Raw genomic sequence first — 17,051 nt, 5'->3', positions numbered from 1 at the left:
GCATAGACTGATATTCAACGTTTGAACTGAAGAAAGAGGAGCTCCGGTGTCAGGACACTCCAAGTGGGCAACCACTAAGCACAAGAAGGCCATCCTTGATTCGCGTCGCGCAAAGGCGTTTGCGAAGTACATCAAGGTGATCGAGGTTGCTGCGCGCATTGGCGGCCCCGATATCTCTGGCAACCCCGCCCTCGGCGAGGCTGTGCACAAGGCTAAGAAGAACTCGGTTCCCGGCGACAACATCGATCGCGCGATCAAGCGTGGCGCTGGCCTCGACGGTGAAGTCGTTGAGTACACGACGATCATGTACGAAGCGTACGGCCCCAACGGCGTAGCGCTCATGGTCGAGTGCCTCACCGATAACAAGAACCGTGCCGCCGCAGAGGTGCGCGGTGCACTCAGCCGCAACGGCGCAACGCTCGCCGACCCCGGTAGCGTGGCGTACAACTTCGCCCGCAAGGGTGTGCTCACGGTTCCGTCCGAGGGCACGACCGAAGATGATGTGCTGATGGCCGTGCTCGAAGCCGGTGCTGAAGAAGTGAACGCAACGCCCAACGGCGAAGCTTTCGAGGTCATCACCGAGGCCAGCGACCTGACCGCGACGCGCGACGCGCTCGTTGCTGCGGGCATCGAATACGACTCGGCTGAGGCCGAGTTCGTGCCGAGCCTCAAGGTTGAGATCGACGCTGACACCGCACGCAAGGTGTTCCGCATCATCGACTCACTCGAAGACAGCGACGACGTGCAGAACGTGTTCTCAAACTTCGACCTGACCGCTGCGGTGCAGGAAGAATTGGCGAACGACGAGTAACGTGCGCGTTATTGGAATCGATCCCGGCCTCACTCGTTGTGGGGTCGGGATCGTCTCATCTGGGGTGGGGCGCCGCGTCGTGTTCGAACACGTCGAGGTGCTCGGCAGCTCTGCCGACGAAATTTTGCCGCGCAGACTGCTGCGGCTGGGCTCGTCGCTCGAGCGCTTATTCGACGGCGAGAAGCCCGACGCGATTGCGCTCGAGCGCGTGTTTGCGCAGCAGAACCTCCCCAGTGTGATGGGCGTTGCCCAGATCAGCGGGGTGGTCATGTTTCTGGCCGCCCAGCGCGATATTCCCGTGGCGTTATACACGCCCAACGAAGTGAAAGCCCAGGTCACGGGCTACGGTAGCGCCGATAAAGCACAGGTCACCACGATGGTGACGCGGCTGCTGGGTCTCGGCGCACCGCCCAAACCCGCCGACGCCGCCGATGCTCTCGCGCTCGCGATTACGCACGCTTGGCATCTGGGGCGCGGTGGCGCACCCGATCGCGTGGGGAAGGGCACTGCCCCCACGAACGAGACCCCGGCGCAGCGCGCGTGGCGTGAAGCTGAGGCGCGCGCCGGTCAAAAACGCAGGCCCAGCCGCTAACTGCCCGGGCGCACGGCGGCTGGCTGATCCGGATCAGCGTGCGCTGGGCGTGTCATTCGGGTCGGGCCTGATGTCGCCCTCGGCCTCGTCTGCGGCGAGATCGTTGAGCGTTTGCAGATCGGGCAGCGTAATTGTGCCGGTCGCCAGTGCTTCTTCGACGGCCTGCTGCACCTGGCGTTGCCTGCGCAGTTGGATGCGGCTGAGCGTGCGCTGCTCAGGCAGGCTCCAGCCGAAGCGCACCGCGAGCAGCCGCAGCACCGTGGTCACCACGACGCACACGATGCCCGCGATCATCACGGGAACATCGAAGGAGAGCAGCACCACAAGCGTGCTGACGCCTGCGAGGCCGGCGACGGCGTAGAGCGAACCGACGTGCATCAGCGCGATCGGAATGTTGAGCATTAGGTCTCGCAGCACACCGCCGCCTACGGCAGCGACCGTGCCAATGAAGATCGAGGGCACCACGGGCAGCCCAAATGAGAGCGCCTTCGTCGTGCCCAGCGCGCCAAACAGGCCGATGCTGATCGCGTCAAACACGGTGATGACGGGGTCTACTTTTTCGAGGAACCTCGCCAGCAGCATCCCCAAGAACGCGGCGAGCGTGCCAACAATGAGGTACAGGTTGTTAGAGAACGCGGCCGGGCTGATGCCCAACAAAATATCGCGCAAGAAACCGCCGCCGATGCCCGAGAAGATACCGATCATCGCAACACCCAGCAGATCGATGCGTTTGAAGCCCGCCGCAAACATGGCACCCTGCAGGCTGCCAACGGCAGCGGCAATCAGGTCGATGGGGAGGGCAATTCTGAACGTCTCGTCAAGCACCTCTCTATTTTCGCGCATCAGTCTGAAGCCTCATAGTTGACCACGCCCAGGGAGCCTGAGCGCGCGGTGGGCGGCGATGGCAAGCGGTGGCGGGCGATGGGCGCGGGCTCAGCCTGGGCGCCCGCGCATGCGAGATACTGGGGGAGTGCCCCTCTACCGCGAAGAAGGCGTCGTCTTGCGTACGCACAAGCTCGGCGAAGCTGACCGCATCGTTACGCTGTTTACCCGCAGCCGGGGTTTGCTGCGCGCGGTGGCCAAGGGCGTGCGGCGCACCACCTCAAAATTTGGGGCGCGGCTCGAACCGTTTATGGTCGTCGACCTGCAGTGTTTCGAGGGCCGCACACTCGACACCATCACCCAGGCAGAGACCCTCGGATCATACGGGGCGCAGATTAGCGCCGACTACGACCGCTACCGCGCCGGCAGCGCGATTGTTGAGACGGCCGAGCGTCTGGGCGAGGGCGGGGTGTCGCTGCCGCTGTATGCGCTGCTGATCGGGGCGCTGCGCACCCTGGCCGCCGGCAAGATCGCCTCCGATTTGGTGCGCGACGGCTACCTGTTGCGAGCGATGTCTGCCGCGGGCTGGACCCCGGTGTTCACGCACTGCGTGAGCTGCGGAGCCCCGGGCCCGCACACCGTCGTCTCGGTGCAAGCCGGCGGGGTGTTGTGCGAAGACTGCCGTATGGCGGGCCCGCCACGGCTCGACCCCGAGAGCGTGGCGTTGTTGAGCGCATTGCTCGAGGGCGATTGGGAGACCGCGGTTGCCGCGAGCGAGCGCCACCGGGAACAGGCCTCGGGTATCGCCGCCGCCTACGCACAGTGGCACCTTGAGCGCGGGCTGCGTTCACTCGGGGTGTCGCGGCAGTAATGGCTGCCCGCCGCAGCTCACCTACCGCGGCCCAGCCGCACCCATTCACCGCAGCGAGCCGCTGATGCTCAGGCTCCTCGTCGTAACCGGGGCGTGAGACGGCCTAGACTTTAACCCATGTCCCTTGCTCCGCAGACCCTGGTTCCCGTCGATTGGACGGGTGAAACACCGCCCGTATTTCGTGGCCCGGTACCCGAGCACATCGCGATCGTGATGGACGGCAACGGTCGATGGGCCAACAAGCGGGGGCTGCCCCGCGTCGAAGGGCACCGCATGGGCGAGCAGGTGCTGCTCGACGTGGTGGCCGGGGCCGTGCAGGCGGGCGTGAAACACCTGAGCGTCTATGCGTTCTCGACCGAGAACTGGCGGCGGTCACCCGATGAGGTGCGCTTCTTGATGGGCTTCAACCGCGATGTCTTGCGTCGTCGCCGCGCGCAGCTCGACGCCTGGAACGTGCGCATGCGGTGGGCGGGCCGAAAGCCGAAACTGTGGGGCTCAGTCATCAACGAGCTGCGCGCGTCTGAGCGTGCCACCGCCAACAACACCGGGCTCACGCTCACGATGTGCGTGAACTATGGCGGCCGAAACGAGATCACCGACGTGGTGCGCGCGATTGCCTCCGAAGTTGAATCGGGCAGGCTGACCGCCCAAGGCATCACCGAGCGCACCATTCAGCGGCACCTCTATGTGCCCGAGCTGCCCGACGTTGACCTGTTCTTGCGCAGCTCGGGTGAGCAGCGCACCTCGAACTTTATGCTGTGGCAGTCGGCGTACGCCGAAATGGTGTTTCTTGACACGCTGTGGCCCGATTTTGACCGCGCCGAACTGTGGCGGGCGATACAGATCTACCATGATCGCGACCGCAGGTTTGGTGGCGCCGAAGACGCCCCATCGGCGTCGGCCTGACCGCAGGCGAGTCACTCGGCTGAACGTGCGAGAATAGAGGCGATGTCTCCTCACACGCTCTCGCCAGAATCTTCTCCCGCTCCGCGCTTGCGCATCGGCCCGCTCGAACTCGACGTGCCGGTGGTGCTTGCCCCGATGGCGGGTATCACCAATACCGCATTTCGCCGGCTGTGCCGCGAACAGGGTTCGGGGCTGTACGTCAGCGAGATGATCACGAGCCGCGCGCTCGTTGAACGCACGCCCACGTCGCTGCGCCTCATCAAGCACCACGAGAGCGAAACAACCCGCTCGATCCAGCTGTACGGCGTCGACCCCAAGACCGTGTCTGAGGCTGTCAAGTTTCTCGTCGGCGAAAATCTTGCCGACCACGTCGACCTCAACTTTGGCTGCCCGGTGCCCAAGGTGACCCGCCGTGGCGGCGGATCAGCGCTGCCCTGGAAGTCTGACCTGTTTGACGCGATTGTCACGGGTGCGGTGCAGGCCGCGGGCGATGTGCCGCTCACGATCAAGATGCGCAAGGGGATCGACGCAGAGCACCTCACCTTCCTCGATGCCGCGCGCGCTGCCGAACAGGCTGGCGTGGCCGCTATCGCCCTGCACGGCCGCACCGCAAACGAGCACTATTCGGGCCAGGCCGACTGGAACTCGATTGCCGAGTTGAAGCAGGCCATCACGAGCGTGCCGATCCTCGGTAACGGCGACATCTGGTCAGCGGAAGACGCGGTGCGCATGGTGCGCGAGACAGGCTGTGATGGCGTGGTCGTGGGCCGCGGTTGCCTCGGCCGACCCTGGCTCTTTGGCGACCTCGACGCCGCCTTCCGCGCCGAATACGGCCAGATCTCGCAGGAAGAGGCTGAGCAGGCCATCGCAAAGCCGCCGCTCGGGTTTGTGATGCAGACCATGCGTCGCCACACCGAACTGCTGGTTGAGTTCTTTGAAGACGAGGCCCATGCGTGCCGCGATATTCGCAAGCACGTTGCCTGGTACTTCAAGGGCTACGGCCTCGGCGGCGAACTGCGCCGCTCACTGTCTGCGGTTGAATCACTCGCCCAAATGGACGAGATCTTTGGCACGATGGATGGCACCATGCCCTACCCGGGTGAGGGCGCTGAGGGGCAGCGCGGCCGCGCCGGCAGCCCCAAAAAGGTGCACCTGCCCAATGGTTGGCTGGACAGCCGCACGAGCGACAGCATTGACCGTGCCGCGCTGGCCGAGGCCGAAATGTCGGGCCACGGGGTCGACGGTGGCTAATCAGGGGCTGCCCGCCGGGTACCGCAGCGAAGACGCTGAACGGTTCGCACCCGAGACCCACAGCGGGGCGCGCAGTGATTTTGCGCGCGATCGGGCCCGGGTGCTGCACTCGAGCGGGTGGCGCAGGCTCGCCGCCAAAACGCAGGTGATGAGCCCCACGAGTGGCACCGATTTCGCACGAAATCGGCTGACGCACTCGCTCGAGGTCGCACAGATCGGGCGTGAGCTCGCGGTGTCGCTCGGGCTGTCGCAAGACGTGGTCGACACGGCCTGCCTCGCGCACGACCTCGGGCACCCGCCGTTTGGGCACAACGGCGAGGTTGCGCTGAACGAGTGGGCCGCCGAGGTGGGCGGCTTTGAGGGGAACGCGCAAACGCTGCGCATTCTCACCCGGCTCGAACCGAAACGGTTCTCGGCCGAAGGCGAGAGCATCGGGCTGAACCTGACACGCGCGACTCTCGACGCGAGCTGCAAATACCCGTGGGCGCTGTCTGAGGCGGCCCCGGGAAGCGCGAAATTTGGGTACCTTGCCGATGACGCGCCCGTGTTCCACTGGCTGCGATCTGATGCTCCGGATCGTCAAAAGTGCGCCGAGGCCCAGGTGATGGATCTCTCTGACGACATCGCGTATTCGGTGCACGATTTTGAAGACGCCATCGTGAGCGAGCACATCGACCCCGAGATTTTGACCGCGCGATCGGGGCATGCGTCCCTGATTCGCACGGTGGAGGCGTGGGCCGATGGCGAGTTCACGAGCGATGAGCTCGGGGCCGCGTTTGATCGGATCTCGCGCAGCGCGACTTGGCTGACTCGCTGGCAGGGGTCTCGTCGTGACCAGGCTCAGCTGAAGAATTTCACGAGTGAGATGATCGGCCGGTTTGCCCGCGAATCCATTAAAGCGACGCTTGCCATGGCGAGTGGTTCGCTTGCCCGCTACGGCGGCAACGTGGTGGTGCCCCGCGAGGTGGAAGCCGAGATTGCGGTGCTGAAGGGCATCGTTGCCGCGTTCGTGATGCAGGCGGGGCGCCGGCAGCCAACGTATCGGCGGCAGCGGGCGCTGCTCACTGAACTGTTGTACACGCTATGGGAGTCGGGCCCGAGTCAGTTGGAGCCTGCGTACGCCGCCGATTATCGTGAGGCGACCTCTGAGGCTGCGGCAAAGCGCGCGGTAATTGATCAGGTGGCGTCGCTCACTGACCAGTCGGCAATTGCCTGGTACCAGAGGATGTGTCAGGTACCTCTTGTTTAAGGGAAATCGCGAAGCGATTTCTAACGAGAGGTACCGGCGCCACTGCGCCACCCCTTCCCCTGTTCTGCGGGGCTCGCATCTGTAGAAGACTAGACTCTCTTATATGGCGGGCAAGATTCGCGCGAGCGACATTGAAGAGGTAAAACGCCGCGTCAACCTTGCAGATCTCGTGGGCGACCACGTGACGCTGAAGAACGCGGGCGTCGACTCGATGAAGGGGCTGTGCCCGTTTCACGATGAGCGCAGCCCGAGTTTTCACGTACGGCCGGCGGCGGGGTATTACCACTGCTTCGGCTGCGGTGAGTCGGGTGACGCGATCACATTTTTGCAGCGCACCGATCACCTCACCTTCACTGAGGCGGTGGAACGGCTCGCGGCGCGCATTCATTTTGTGCTGACCTATGAAGAGGGGTCGACGCGACGCGAGGACGGCCCCAACCGGGCACGCTTGCTCGCGGCGAATCAGGCCGCTGCGGCCTATTTCGTGGCCGAGCTGGCCAGCGACGAAGCGAAGACGGCGCGCGAGTTTTTGACGCAGCGCGGTTTCGATGCGGCCGCCTGCGCCACCTTTGGTGTGGGCTACGCCCCTCGCGGGTGGGACGGGATGAGCGGCGCGCTGGCGAAGCAGGGGTACACGCCCGCCGAGCTGATTCAGTCGGGCCTGGCCTCTGAGGGCCGGCGGGGCGCGTATGACCGGTTTCGCGGCCGCATTCTGTGGCCGATCCGCGACACGAGCGGTCAGGTGCTCGGCTTTGGTGCCCGCAAACTCTACGAAGATGACCAGGGCCCGAAGTATCTCAACACGCCCGAAACCCCCGTCTATCACAAGTCGCAGGTGCTGTACGGGCTCGACCTGGCGAAGCGCGCGATCTCGCGCGGCAAGCGGGCGGTCATCGTTGAGGGGTACACCGATGTGATGGCGTGCCACCTCGCCGGCATCGATTCTGCGGTGGCGACCTGTGGCACGGCGTTTGGCACCGACCATATTTCGGTGCTGCGCCGCATCATGGGTGACGATACCGCAGGCGAGGTCATTTTTACGTTTGACCCCGATGAGGCCGGCCAAAAGGCGGCGTTGCGCGCGTTCTCTGAGGAGAAGCGCTTCACGGCGCAAACCTATGTGGCGCAGGCGCCTGAGGGGCTTGACCCGAGCGATCTGCGACTGCAGCGCGGCGACGAGGCGGTGCGCGAGCTGTTTACGCAGAAGTTGCCCCTGTTTGAATTCGCGCTGCGGCAAGCGGTGTCGCGGTTCGACCTCAACAGCGTTGAGGGTCGTGTGTTCGCACTGCGCGAGGCCGCGCCCATCGTGGCCGAAATTCGTGACCCGTCCCTGAAGCCGGGGTACGCGCGCGAGCTCGCCATGATGCTGGGCCTTGAGGTTGCTGAGGTGCGCCAGGCGGTGCGGCAGGCTGAGGGTGCTGGGCGCAACGCCAATCGTGGGCAGCGCCAGCAAGCCCCACAGCAGCAACGCCGTGATGCCCAGGGTGCACGGCCGCCATCGCCCGATTTTGGCACGCAGCAGTCTAGTGGGCAGCAGTTTGCTGACCCGCAGGGGGAGCACGGGCAGTTTCCTGCCCCGCCCGCCCGCCGCATCGGCATGGCCACGCTGCGCCAGCAACCCACGACGCTGCTTGAGCGTGACGCGCTGATGGCGATGCTGCAGCACCCCGAGGGGGTGGGCAACGATCTGTTGCTGCAGGCGTCGACGGCGCAAATGTTTGATCCGGATCTCGCGACTGTGCGCGACGCCATTGGTGCCGCGCTGGCCGCGACCGGGGCCTGCACGCTCGACGCGGTGGTGAGCGGCGCGCCCGAGACACATCACGGTCTGATTCGTGAGCTGTCAATCGCGCCGATCCCTGAGCGCCGGCTGCCGCACGTCGCCGCCTATGCGCGCGACGTCGTGATTTCGCTGCTTGATCGCGATCTCGTGTCGTTGGGGAGGGAGCTGCGGGCGCGCCTGCAGCGCATCCCAGATCCGGCCGATCCGGCGACAAGACGCATCCAAGAGCAACTCGTCGCTCTTGAGGCCGCGCGCCGCGGGCTGCGATCGGAGTAGCCTAATTGGAAGTTCCCGCGACCAGATCGGGGCGTTCTCGCCCGGGTCGCCAACCAAGGAGATAGTAGATGGCACACCCGGTACCCGAAGCGGATCCCTGCGTCAGCCTGTCTGACCTTTCCCTCGCGTATCCGGCCCACGCCGGTGGTCGAACGTTTCAAGCCGTTGAAGGTTTGAGTTTTGAAGTGGGGCGCGGCGAGGTCGTTGCGCTGCTGGGCGAGAGTGGCTCGGGCAAGTCGACGGTGGCGAGGTTCCTTGCGGGCCGCGGCAATGACGCCGGCGAAAAATCGGCCCGGATCAAACTCGTCGGCGGCAGTGCGAGCGTGCTCGACGTGCCCATGAAGCGACTGAGCCGGCGCACGCGCGCACGCCTCACCGCCTACACGGGGTTCCTGTCGCAGGAGGCCGGGGCGACCCTCACCCCCGAGCTCAACGTCGGTGAGATTTTGATGGAGCCCATCATGGAGCGCAGTAAGCGCTTCGACCGCGATGCCGTTGGTGAGCGCATCGCCGAGATGATGGACCTGGTCGCGTTACCCCTCGCGAAGCTGCAGGAGTACCCCTACGAACTCTCAAAGGGGCAGCGCCAGCGCGTGGCCGTTATTCGATCGCTCATGCTTGATCCGGTCTTTCTGGTCGCCGACGAACCCACCCTGGGTGTCGACGCCAATAACCGGCCCAAGATTGTGAAGCTGCTGCAGTGGTACCGCGAACGCACCAATGCGTCGATGCTGCTCATCAGCCACGACATCGGCATGCTCGAAGCCCTCGTGCAAGAAGTGATCGTGCTGCAGGAGGGCCAGCTGGTGGGCCGCGGTGACATCAATGAGGTGTTCCGTCACGCCGATCACGGCTACGTGCAGCTGTTGGCCCAGGCGCTGCGTGCCAACGCTTATGACGAGATCGTTGACGAGTAGGTCGCGGCTCGCCCGGGAACCAAGCACAGGTGCCGACGATTTGCAATCACTTTCTCGATCTTGTTAAGCTAATCATGTTGCAACGCAATGATCCCCTGTAGCTCAGTTGGCAGAGCGCTTGACTGTTAATCAGGATGTCGCTGGTTCGAGCCCAGCCGGGGGAGCAACACAAAAGGCCCTCACTTCGGTGAGGGCCTTTTTCGTATCTGCGGGTAATCTCGAAGTAAATCTCACGAGGGAGTGAACATGGTTGAGCAGTCGCATCCGGATCGCCACGGTCTCATCATTGGGGTGCCGCCCTACGGCGCGCCCGAGCTGGATGACTCGGTGTGGCTCGCACCCGGGTCGGTGGTCGTCGGAGACGTGCAGATCGGGGCCGACAGCAGCGTTTGGTACAACGCCGTGATTCGCGGCGACTCAGACGCCGTGCGCATCGGCGCACGCACCAATCTGCAAGACGGGGTCGTGGTGCACACGCTCAAGGGCGCACCCACGGTGATTGAAGATGACGTCTCGGTGGGGCACAGCGCGGTCGTGCACGGCGCCCATGTGCATCGCGGGTGCCTCATCGGCATGAACGCCACGGTGCTCAGCGGCGCCGTCGTGGGGGAGGGCTCGCTGGTGGCGGCGGGCGCGCTCGTGCCCCAGGGCATGCAGATACCGCCCCGCTCGCTCGTGGCGGGAGTGCCGGCCCGCGTCGTGCGCGAGCTGCGCGAAGATGATCGCGAGGCCGTGCGGCGAAACGCCGAACTGTATGCCGGCTACACGGTGGCCCATCGCGACGCGACACGCGGTTAATGCACTTCGGCTGTGAACTGGGCCGAGAGGTGCGATAAGCTCGGTTCGGCGCAAGCGCCACCCGGCCGTTCACGGTTCGGGGCTGTAGCTCAATGGTAGAGCCCCAGTCTTCCAAACTGGCCACGCGGGTTCGATTCCCGTCAGCCCCTCCAATGCAAAGCTCCCGCACTTCGGTGCGGGAGCTTTTTTTATTCTCGCGCGCCCCACGCCGCACTCGATATGCGAAAGCGCCCTCCTTTCGGCTAGACTTGCTCGGGTTGCCCGCCTCAGGGCGTCAACACCACCAGAAACCTGCGGGTTTCGGGGCGTAGCTCAGCTTGGCTAGAGCGCCCGCTTTGGGAGCGGGAGGTCGCAGGTTCGAATCCTGTCGCCCCGACCAGGGTCATTTTGGCCCGAATGGCGAACCCCACGATTTCCAACGATGAGAGGCCAACATTGCCGAAGACGACTGCTGAGAAGCTCACCCCGACCCGCGCCAAGCTGAGCGTGGAGGTCACGCTCGACGAGCTCGAGCCGCACCTGAAGCAGGCCTACAAGACCATTTCCGAGCAGGTTTCGGTTCCCGGTTTCCGCAAGGGCAAGGTACCCGCGCAGATCATTGATCAGCGTGTTGGCCGCGAGGCCGTAATCCAGGAGGCCGTCAACGCTTCACTCGACACCTTCTTCCAGCAGGCGCTGGCAGAGTCGGGCGAGGTGCCCATGGGCCGCCCCACCGCAGATGTCGAGCGCTGGATCGAAGCTAAGGATCCCGAGAGCACGCTCCTCCTCGCTTTTGAGGTTGAGGTTCGCCCCGAGTTCACGCTGCCCAAGTACGACGGCCTGAAGCTGACCGTTGACAACGCAGAGGTTGACGAAGCAGCTGTTGACGTTGAGCTGACGAAGCTGCGCGAGCGCTTCGGCACCCTCGTCACGGTTGACCGCCCCGCAGCAACCGGCGACTTCGTTGAGCTCGATCTCACGGCGTCGATCGACGGCGAAGAGGTTGATCAGGCCAGCGGCGTTTCGTACGAGATCGGCGCAGGCAACCTGCTCGCCGGCACCGACGAAGCACTCGAGACGCTCACCGCTGGTGAGTCGACCACCTTCACCTCGCAGCTGCTCGGCGGCGAGCACGAAGGCCGCGACGCTGAGGTTGCTGTCACGCTGACCGCAGTCAAGGAGCGCGAGCTGCCCGAGGCTGACGACGAGTTCGCACAGCTCGCCAGCGAGTTCGACACGATCGCTGAACTGCGCGAGAGCCTCAAGGAGCAGGCTGGCCGCGCGTCAGTCTTCGCCCAGGGCCAGCAGGCACGCGATCTCTTCACCGAGACGCTCATCGAGCAGGCCGGCATCCCCGTGTCTGAAGAGCTCGTTGAAGAAGAAGTTCACCGTCACCTCGAGGGCGAAGGCCGTCTCGAAGACGACGAGCACCGTGCCGAGGTACGCAAGCAGGCTGAGCAGCAGATCCAGCTCCAGCTCCTGCTTGACGCTCTCGTTGAGGCCGAAGAAGTACAGCCGACGCAGAATGAAGTGTCACAGTACATCTTCCAGTCAGCACAGCAGTACGGCATGGAGCCCTCACAGTTCCTCCAGGCACTGAGCCAGGGCAACCAGATGGGCGTCATCCTCGGTGAGGTTACGCGCAACAAGGCTCTCGCCATTGCACTGGCCAAGGCTGAGGTTGTTGACCAGGCAGGCAACAAGGTCGACCTGACCGAGTTCACCGCCGTCGACAACGAGACCGTTGAAGAAGACGAAGCTGACGACGCCGTAGAGGCCGCAGCCGAGGTAGCAGCTGAGGCTCCTGCCGAGGAAGCAGTTTCTGACGAAGAGGCAGCCAAGAAGGCAGCCCGTTCGGCAGCAGCCAAGAAGGCAGCCGCAACGCGCGCAGCCAAGAAGGCAGCAGCTGAAGCAGAAAAGGCCGGCGAGTAATTACTCGACCTAGGTCACACTGACGCGAGGATCCCTCACCCCTTATTGGGGTGGGGGATCCTCGCGTTTACGCAGATGTGCCGACGGCGAACATGCCAGCTTCGACGCCCGGAACTCGGTAACCTCGTAGCAGACGACAACGAATGGAGCGCCGAATGGCTGAACAGACGCCACCGAACAGTGTGTTTGAACGACTGCTCAAGGACCGGATCATTTGGCTCGGATCAGAGGTTCGCGATGATAACGCGAACGAGATCTGTGCCAAGATCTTGCTCCTCGCGGCTGAGGATCCCAAGTCCGACATCTACTTGTACATCAACTCGCCCGGTGGCTCGATCACCGCTGGCATGGCGATCTACGACACGATGTCGTTCGTGCCCAACGATATTGTGACGGTCGGCATTGGTATGGCCGCCTCAATGGGTCAGTTCTTGCTGACCGCTGGTACGAAGGGCAAGCGGTACATTACACCCAACGCCCGTGTGCTGCTGCACCAGCCGCACGGCGGCTTTGGTGGCACCGCAAGTGACATTCAGACGCAGGCACAGCTCATTACCTCAATGAAGAACCGCCTCGCAGAGATCACGGCAGCCCAGACGGGCAAGACCGTGGAACAGGTCAACAAGGACGGTGACCGCGATCGCTGGTTCACCGCCGACGAGGCCCTGGCCTACGGCTTTGTTGATTTTATTCGTGACTCAGCTGCCGATGTCATCGGTGGCGGCGGCACGAGCAAGTAAGTCAGAACAGGAAGCCAGATTCAATGAACATGAACCACATGCCCCGTTCCGGCGGATCCCAGTTGGACATGCCCGGCTCGCGCTACGTGCTCCCCACGTTCGAAGAGCGCACCGCGTATGGCTACAAGCGCCAGGATCCCTACGCCAAGCTGTTCGAAGACCGCATCATTTTCTTGGGTGTGCAGGTGGATGACGCGTCGGCTGACGACGTGATGGCCCAGCTGCTCGTGCTCGAGAGCCAGGATCCCGAGCGCGACATCACGATGTACATCAACTCACCCGGTGGCTCATTCACTGCAATGACGGCCATCTATGACACGATGCAGTACATCCGCCCGCACGTGCAGACCGTATGCCTCGGTCAGGCCGCCTCGGCTGCTGCCGTGCTGCTCGCCGGTGGCACCCCCGGTAAGCGCCTGGCGCTGCCGAACGCCCGCGTGCTGATTCACCAGCCCTCATCGGGCCAGAACGGCCACGGCCAGGCCTCAGATATTGAGATCCAGGCCCGCGAGATCTTGCGCATGCGTGAGTGGACGGAAGAGACGCTGTCGAAGCACTCGAACCGCACTCCCGAAGAGATCCACAAGGATATCGACCGCGACAAGATCTTGAGCGCGCAGGAAGCACTCGAGTTCGGTCTCGTTGACCAGGTGCTGACCAGCCGTAAGAACCCCCTCGCAGCAGTGGGAGCGTAACGTGTCAGGCCCGGGGTGCACCACCCCGGGCCTGCGGCGTGCCGCCCGGCAATGTCTGGGGTGCGCGCTATTCTCTTGAGTAGTTCTTGTTCGAGCGTAAAGGAGCCTCCGCATGGCGAAGATCGGCGAAAGCAGCGACCTGCTCAAGTGCTCCTTCTGCGGTAAGTCACAAAAGCAGGTGCAGCAGCTCATTGCTGGCCCGCAGATCTATATTTGTGACGAGTGCGTTGCCCTGTGCAACGAAATCATCGAGGAGCGGCTGGCTGAAAGCCAGGTCGCTGAGCCCTCTGATTTCACGCTGCACAAGCCGCGAGAAATCGCTGATTTCCTCAACGAATACGTTGTGGGGCAAGATCGCGCCAAGCAGTCGCTCGCAGTAGCGGTGTACAACCACTACAAGCGTGTGCGCGCCATGACGAAGCTGGCCAGCGCCGAAAGCGCTGCCGAACAGGTTGAGATCGCCAAGTCAAATATTTTGATGATCGGCCCAACCGGTTGCGGTAAGACCTATCTGGCGCAGTCTCTGGCCCGCCAGCTCGGGGTTCCCTTCGCCGTCGCTGATGCGACCGCGCTGACCGAGGCCGGCTATGTCGGCGAAGACGTTGAGAACATTTTGCTCAAGCTGCTGCAGGCGGCAGATTTCGACGTGCAACGCGCCGAAATGGGCATCATCTACATTGACGAGATCGACAAGATCTCACGCAAGGCCGAGAACCCCTCGATTACCCGCGACGTGTCGGGCGAGGGCGTACAGCAGGCCCTGCTGAAGATACTCGAGGGCACGGTGGCCTCGATTCCGCCGCAGGGTGGGCGAAAGCACCCCAACCAAGAATTTATTCAGCTCGACACCACCAACGTGCTGTTCATCGTGGCCGGTGCATTCTCGGGTCTCGAAGACATCATCGGTGCCCGCCTGGGCCAGGGCGGTATCGGCTTTGGCGCGACCGTGGCTAGCAAGCGCGACGGCGATCGCCTGTTCTCGCAGGTACAGCCCGAAGATCTGCACAAGTTCGGTCTGATCCCCGAGTTCATCGGGCGTCTGCCCGTGATCGCCACGGTTGACCCGCTCGACGTGTCGGCGCTCTGCGAGATTCTCACCGAGCCCAAGAACGCGCTCGTGAAGCAGTACCAGCGCATGTTCGAACTCGATGGCGTGAGCCTTGAGTTTGAAACCGAAGCGTTGAAGGCGGTGGCCGAACAGGCCGTCGCGCGCAAGACGGGTGCCCGCGGGTTGCGGGCCATCTTGGAAAGCGTGCTCGGGCCCGTCATGTTCGACGTGCCCTCAAACGACTCGGTCACCAAGGTGATTGTGACCCGCGAATCAGTGATGGGCGAAGCCGCACCCCGGGTGCTGCAGGCTCAGATCGGCCGCGAAAGCGCCTAACCAGCTGGCCCCCGGCGCCGTAGCGCCGGGTTAGCCGTCGAGTTGGGCTCGCCTGGGCGGGTTTGCGCCCGCCGCTGACACCGCAATTGCGGCGGCCCTGGCTGCCCGATCCAGCACGTCGTCAATGTGTGTGGCCGCGCCTGGCCCGCCGCGCTCAAGCAGGCTCGACGCCAGCGAAGCCATAAACGAATCGCCTGCGCTGATCGTGTCGACCACCACCGCGGGGGCCGCGGGCACCGCCACTTCGCGCTCTCGGGTGACAGCAATCGCGCCCGCCGCTCCGAGTGTCACCACCACGATGCGGTGCTCACCGCCGGCACCTCTGTGATCGGCACCGTCGCTGTCATAGCCACCGTCACCACCGCGGTCAGGGCTACCGACGCCTAGCGCCAGTACACGCTGGGCAGTCTCGGCGGGGGAGAGCCCCGGGTAGAGCCACTCGGCATCTTCGTCACTCAGCTTGATGAGGTTGGCGCGTGCGGCCGCGCGTTCGAAGCGGGCCAGTGCCACCGCATGATCGGGTATCAGCGCAGGCCGAATATTCGGGTCGAGTGTCACCACCACCTCGGAAGGCAACCGCACGACGTAGTCGGCCACCGCAGCGCCGCCGGGCTCAAGAAAGAGTGCGATAGACCCGGTGTGCACCAGCGCAAACGCTGCGGGGTCAGCGGGGGGTGTGAACCGCCAGTCAATATCAAAGTCGTACCGTGCCGCCCCCGCCGTATCAATGCTGGCACGGGCGGTTGAGGTGCGGGCGGCGGTGAATGATCCGGGGCTAAAATTGACGCCCTCGCCCGCAAGATAATCGCGAATGCGAGCGCCGCGGGCGTCATCGCCCAGATGCGTCGCGAGCGTGGTGTCGTGCCCGAGGCGGCTCAGCCCCATGGCGACGTTGGCGGGGCTGCCGCCCACGTGTTCAATCGGGGCGGCAGCGGCGGGGCCAGGCTCCGCGCGATCAACAATGTCGATGAGGGCCTCGCCAATGATGAGGGCGCGGGGTGCCGCACTCATCGCAGTTTGCGCCCCGCAGAACCCAGCTGCTCGGCAGCCTGCACAACGCGCTCGGCCATGGCGGTTTCGGCGGGCTTGCCCCACGAGCGGGGGTCGTACGCCTTCTTATCGCCGTAGCCGCCATTCACCTTGAGCACCTTGTCCCAATTCGAGAGCATGTGCCCCGCGATCGTGCTGGTGAACGCGTACTGGGTGTCGGTGTCGATGTTCATCTTCACCACGCCGTGCGACACCGCCTCGGCAATTTCGCTGGGGAGCGAGCCCGAACCGCCGTGGAACACGAGATCGAAGGGGCGATCCTTTCCGACCTCGGCGCCGATCTGTGCCTGGATGTCACCGAGGATCTCGGGCCGCAGGTGCACCGAATCGGGGTTGTAGACGCCGTGTACATTACCGAAGGTGAGGGCCGTGAGGTAGCGGCCGCGCTCGCCAGCACCCAGGGCCGCGATGGTCGCGCGCGCGTCTTCGACGGTCGTGTAGAGCTCATCATTGATCTCATGCGAGATGCCGTCTTCTTCGCCGCCCACCACTCCAATCTCAACCTCGAGCATGGTGTTCGCCTGCACACTGAGATCGAGCAGCTCGCGCGCGATGCTCAGGTTTTCTTCGAGCGGCACCGCCGAACCGTCCCACATGTGTGACTGGAACAGCGGGTCGAGGCCGCGCCCGCGCCGCTCAATGGCATCGGCGAGCAGGGGGCGCACCCAATCATCGAGGTACTCGACCGCGCAGTGATCGGTGTGGAGTGCGATGGTGACGCCGTAGTCTTTTGCGACCTCGTGTGCGTAGAGCGCGAGCGCCTTCGAACCGCGGGCACGATCTTGCACGCGGGCACCCGAGAGGTAGAGTGCGGTGCCGAGCGACACCTGAATAATGCCATCGCTTTCGGCGTCAGCGAAGCCCTGCAGCGCCGCGTTGAGCGTCTGCGAACTGGTGACGTTAATGGCGGGCAGCGCAAAGCCCTTCGCCTTCGCGTTGTCGATGATCGCTGCGTACTGATCTGGAGTTGCAATGGGCATATGAGCCTCCGGGTT

16 protein-coding genes and 3 tRNA genes are annotated in these 17,051 nt (G+C 64.1%); 16 read left to right on the top strand and 3 right to left on the bottom strand.

Annotated elements, in window-relative coordinates; all coding sequences use genetic code 11:
- Nucleotides 1–46 precede the first annotated feature (46 nt).
- Both JOF28_RS02650 and ruvC read left to right on the top strand, forming a co-directional pair.
- Nucleotides 47–811, top strand: coding sequence for a YebC/PmpR family DNA-binding transcriptional regulator (locus JOF28_RS02650; protein ID WP_209704345.1), 765 nt, complete (start codon nucleotides 47–49; stop codon nucleotides 809–811).
- A gap of 1 nt (nucleotide 812) precedes the next feature.
- Complete coding sequence (gene ruvC, locus JOF28_RS02645) at nucleotides 813–1,403, top strand: crossover junction endodeoxyribonuclease RuvC (RefSeq protein ID WP_209704344.1); 591 nt, start codon at nucleotides 813–815, stop codon at nucleotides 1,401–1,403.
- 33 nt (nucleotides 1,404–1,436) lie between these two features.
- Here the strand turns inward: ruvC and JOF28_RS02640 are convergent, their stop codons facing one another.
- Nucleotides 1,437–2,246, bottom strand: coding sequence for a trimeric intracellular cation channel family protein (locus tag JOF28_RS02640; RefSeq protein WP_245189844.1), 810 nt, complete (start codon nucleotides 2,244–2,246; stop codon nucleotides 1,437–1,439).
- 127 nt (nucleotides 2,247–2,373) lie between these two features.
- Here JOF28_RS02640 and recO point away from each other — a divergent pair, with 127 nt between their 5' ends.
- From recO to clpX, 14 genes are all read left to right on the top strand, one after another.
- Nucleotides 2,374–3,096: a DNA repair protein RecO gene (recO, locus tag JOF28_RS02635; RefSeq protein ID WP_209706720.1), complete on the top strand. Its 723-nt coding sequence runs from the start codon at nucleotides 2,374–2,376 to the stop codon at nucleotides 3,094–3,096.
- 117 nt (nucleotides 3,097–3,213) lie between these two features.
- Nucleotides 3,214–4,002, top strand: coding sequence for an isoprenyl transferase (locus JOF28_RS02630; protein WP_209704343.1), 789 nt, complete (start codon nucleotides 3,214–3,216; stop codon nucleotides 4,000–4,002).
- A 42-nt stretch (nucleotides 4,003–4,044) separates the two neighbouring features.
- Nucleotides 4,045–5,253 (top strand): tRNA dihydrouridine synthase DusB, encoded by a 1,209-nt coding sequence (gene dusB, locus JOF28_RS02625; RefSeq protein ID WP_209704342.1) that lies wholly within the window; start codon nucleotides 4,045–4,047, stop codon nucleotides 5,251–5,253.
- Entirely contained in the window at nucleotides 5,246–6,502 is a 1,257-nt protein-coding gene (locus tag JOF28_RS02620) for a deoxyguanosinetriphosphate triphosphohydrolase (protein ID WP_342452059.1), read from the top strand. The genes dusB and JOF28_RS02620 overlap by 8 nt, the downstream gene beginning before the upstream one ends.
- Before the next feature lie 103 nt (nucleotides 6,503–6,605).
- Nucleotides 6,606–8,561, top strand: a complete 1,956-nt coding sequence (gene dnaG / locus JOF28_RS02615; RefSeq protein WP_209704340.1) for a DNA primase — start codon at nucleotides 6,606–6,608, stop codon at nucleotides 8,559–8,561.
- A gap of 68 nt (nucleotides 8,562–8,629) precedes the next feature.
- The gene (locus JOF28_RS02610) at nucleotides 8,630–9,478 is read left to right on the top strand and encodes an ATP-binding cassette domain-containing protein (protein ID WP_209704339.1); all 849 of its coding nucleotides are present in this window, start codon (nucleotides 8,630–8,632) and stop codon (nucleotides 9,476–9,478) included.
- Between the two features lie 91 nt (nucleotides 9,479–9,569).
- Nucleotides 9,570–9,642, top strand: a tRNA-Asn gene (locus JOF28_RS02605).
- Nucleotides 9,643–9,724: 82 nt separating this feature from the next.
- Nucleotides 9,725–10,276, top strand: coding sequence for a gamma carbonic anhydrase family protein (locus JOF28_RS02600; protein WP_209704338.1), 552 nt, complete (start codon nucleotides 9,725–9,727; stop codon nucleotides 10,274–10,276).
- A 78-nt stretch (nucleotides 10,277–10,354) separates the two neighbouring features.
- Nucleotides 10,355–10,428, top strand: a tRNA-Gly gene (locus JOF28_RS02595).
- A 149-nt stretch (nucleotides 10,429–10,577) separates the two neighbouring features.
- Nucleotides 10,578–10,655, top strand: a tRNA-Pro gene (locus JOF28_RS02590).
- Between the two features lie 56 nt (nucleotides 10,656–10,711).
- Nucleotides 10,712–12,187 (top strand): trigger factor, encoded by a 1,476-nt coding sequence (gene tig, locus JOF28_RS02585; protein WP_245189842.1) that lies wholly within the window; start codon nucleotides 10,712–10,714, stop codon nucleotides 12,185–12,187.
- Between the two features lie 143 nt (nucleotides 12,188–12,330).
- Nucleotides 12,331–12,927 (top strand): ATP-dependent Clp protease proteolytic subunit, encoded by a 597-nt coding sequence (locus tag JOF28_RS02580; RefSeq protein WP_280909306.1) that lies wholly within the window; start codon nucleotides 12,331–12,333, stop codon nucleotides 12,925–12,927.
- A gap of 29 nt (nucleotides 12,928–12,956) precedes the next feature.
- Entirely contained in the window at nucleotides 12,957–13,622 is a 666-nt protein-coding gene (locus JOF28_RS02575; RefSeq protein ID WP_425342483.1) for an ATP-dependent Clp protease proteolytic subunit, read from the top strand.
- A gap of 112 nt (nucleotides 13,623–13,734) precedes the next feature.
- Entirely contained in the window at nucleotides 13,735–15,006 is a 1,272-nt protein-coding gene (gene clpX, locus JOF28_RS02570) for an ATP-dependent Clp protease ATP-binding subunit ClpX (RefSeq protein WP_209704334.1), read from the top strand.
- 30 nt (nucleotides 15,007–15,036) lie between these two features.
- Here the strand turns inward: clpX and JOF28_RS02565 are convergent, their stop codons facing one another.
- Nucleotides 15,037–16,017, bottom strand: a complete 981-nt coding sequence (locus JOF28_RS02565) for a PfkB family carbohydrate kinase (RefSeq protein ID WP_209704333.1) — start codon at nucleotides 16,015–16,017, stop codon at nucleotides 15,037–15,039.
- Complete coding sequence (gene fbaA / locus JOF28_RS02560; RefSeq protein ID WP_209704332.1) at nucleotides 16,014–17,036, bottom strand: class II fructose-bisphosphate aldolase; 1,023 nt, start codon at nucleotides 17,034–17,036, stop codon at nucleotides 16,014–16,016. The genes JOF28_RS02565 and fbaA overlap by 4 nt, the downstream gene beginning before the upstream one ends.
- Between the last annotated feature and the right edge of the window lie 15 nt (nucleotides 17,037–17,051).

Source organism: Leucobacter exalbidus (assembly GCF_017834145.1).
Classification (GTDB): domain Bacteria; phylum Actinomycetota; class Actinomycetes; order Actinomycetales; family Microbacteriaceae; genus Leucobacter; species Leucobacter exalbidus.
The sequence above is the reverse complement of the archived record's forward strand: the minus strand, read 5'-3'. Positions and strand labels throughout refer to the sequence as shown.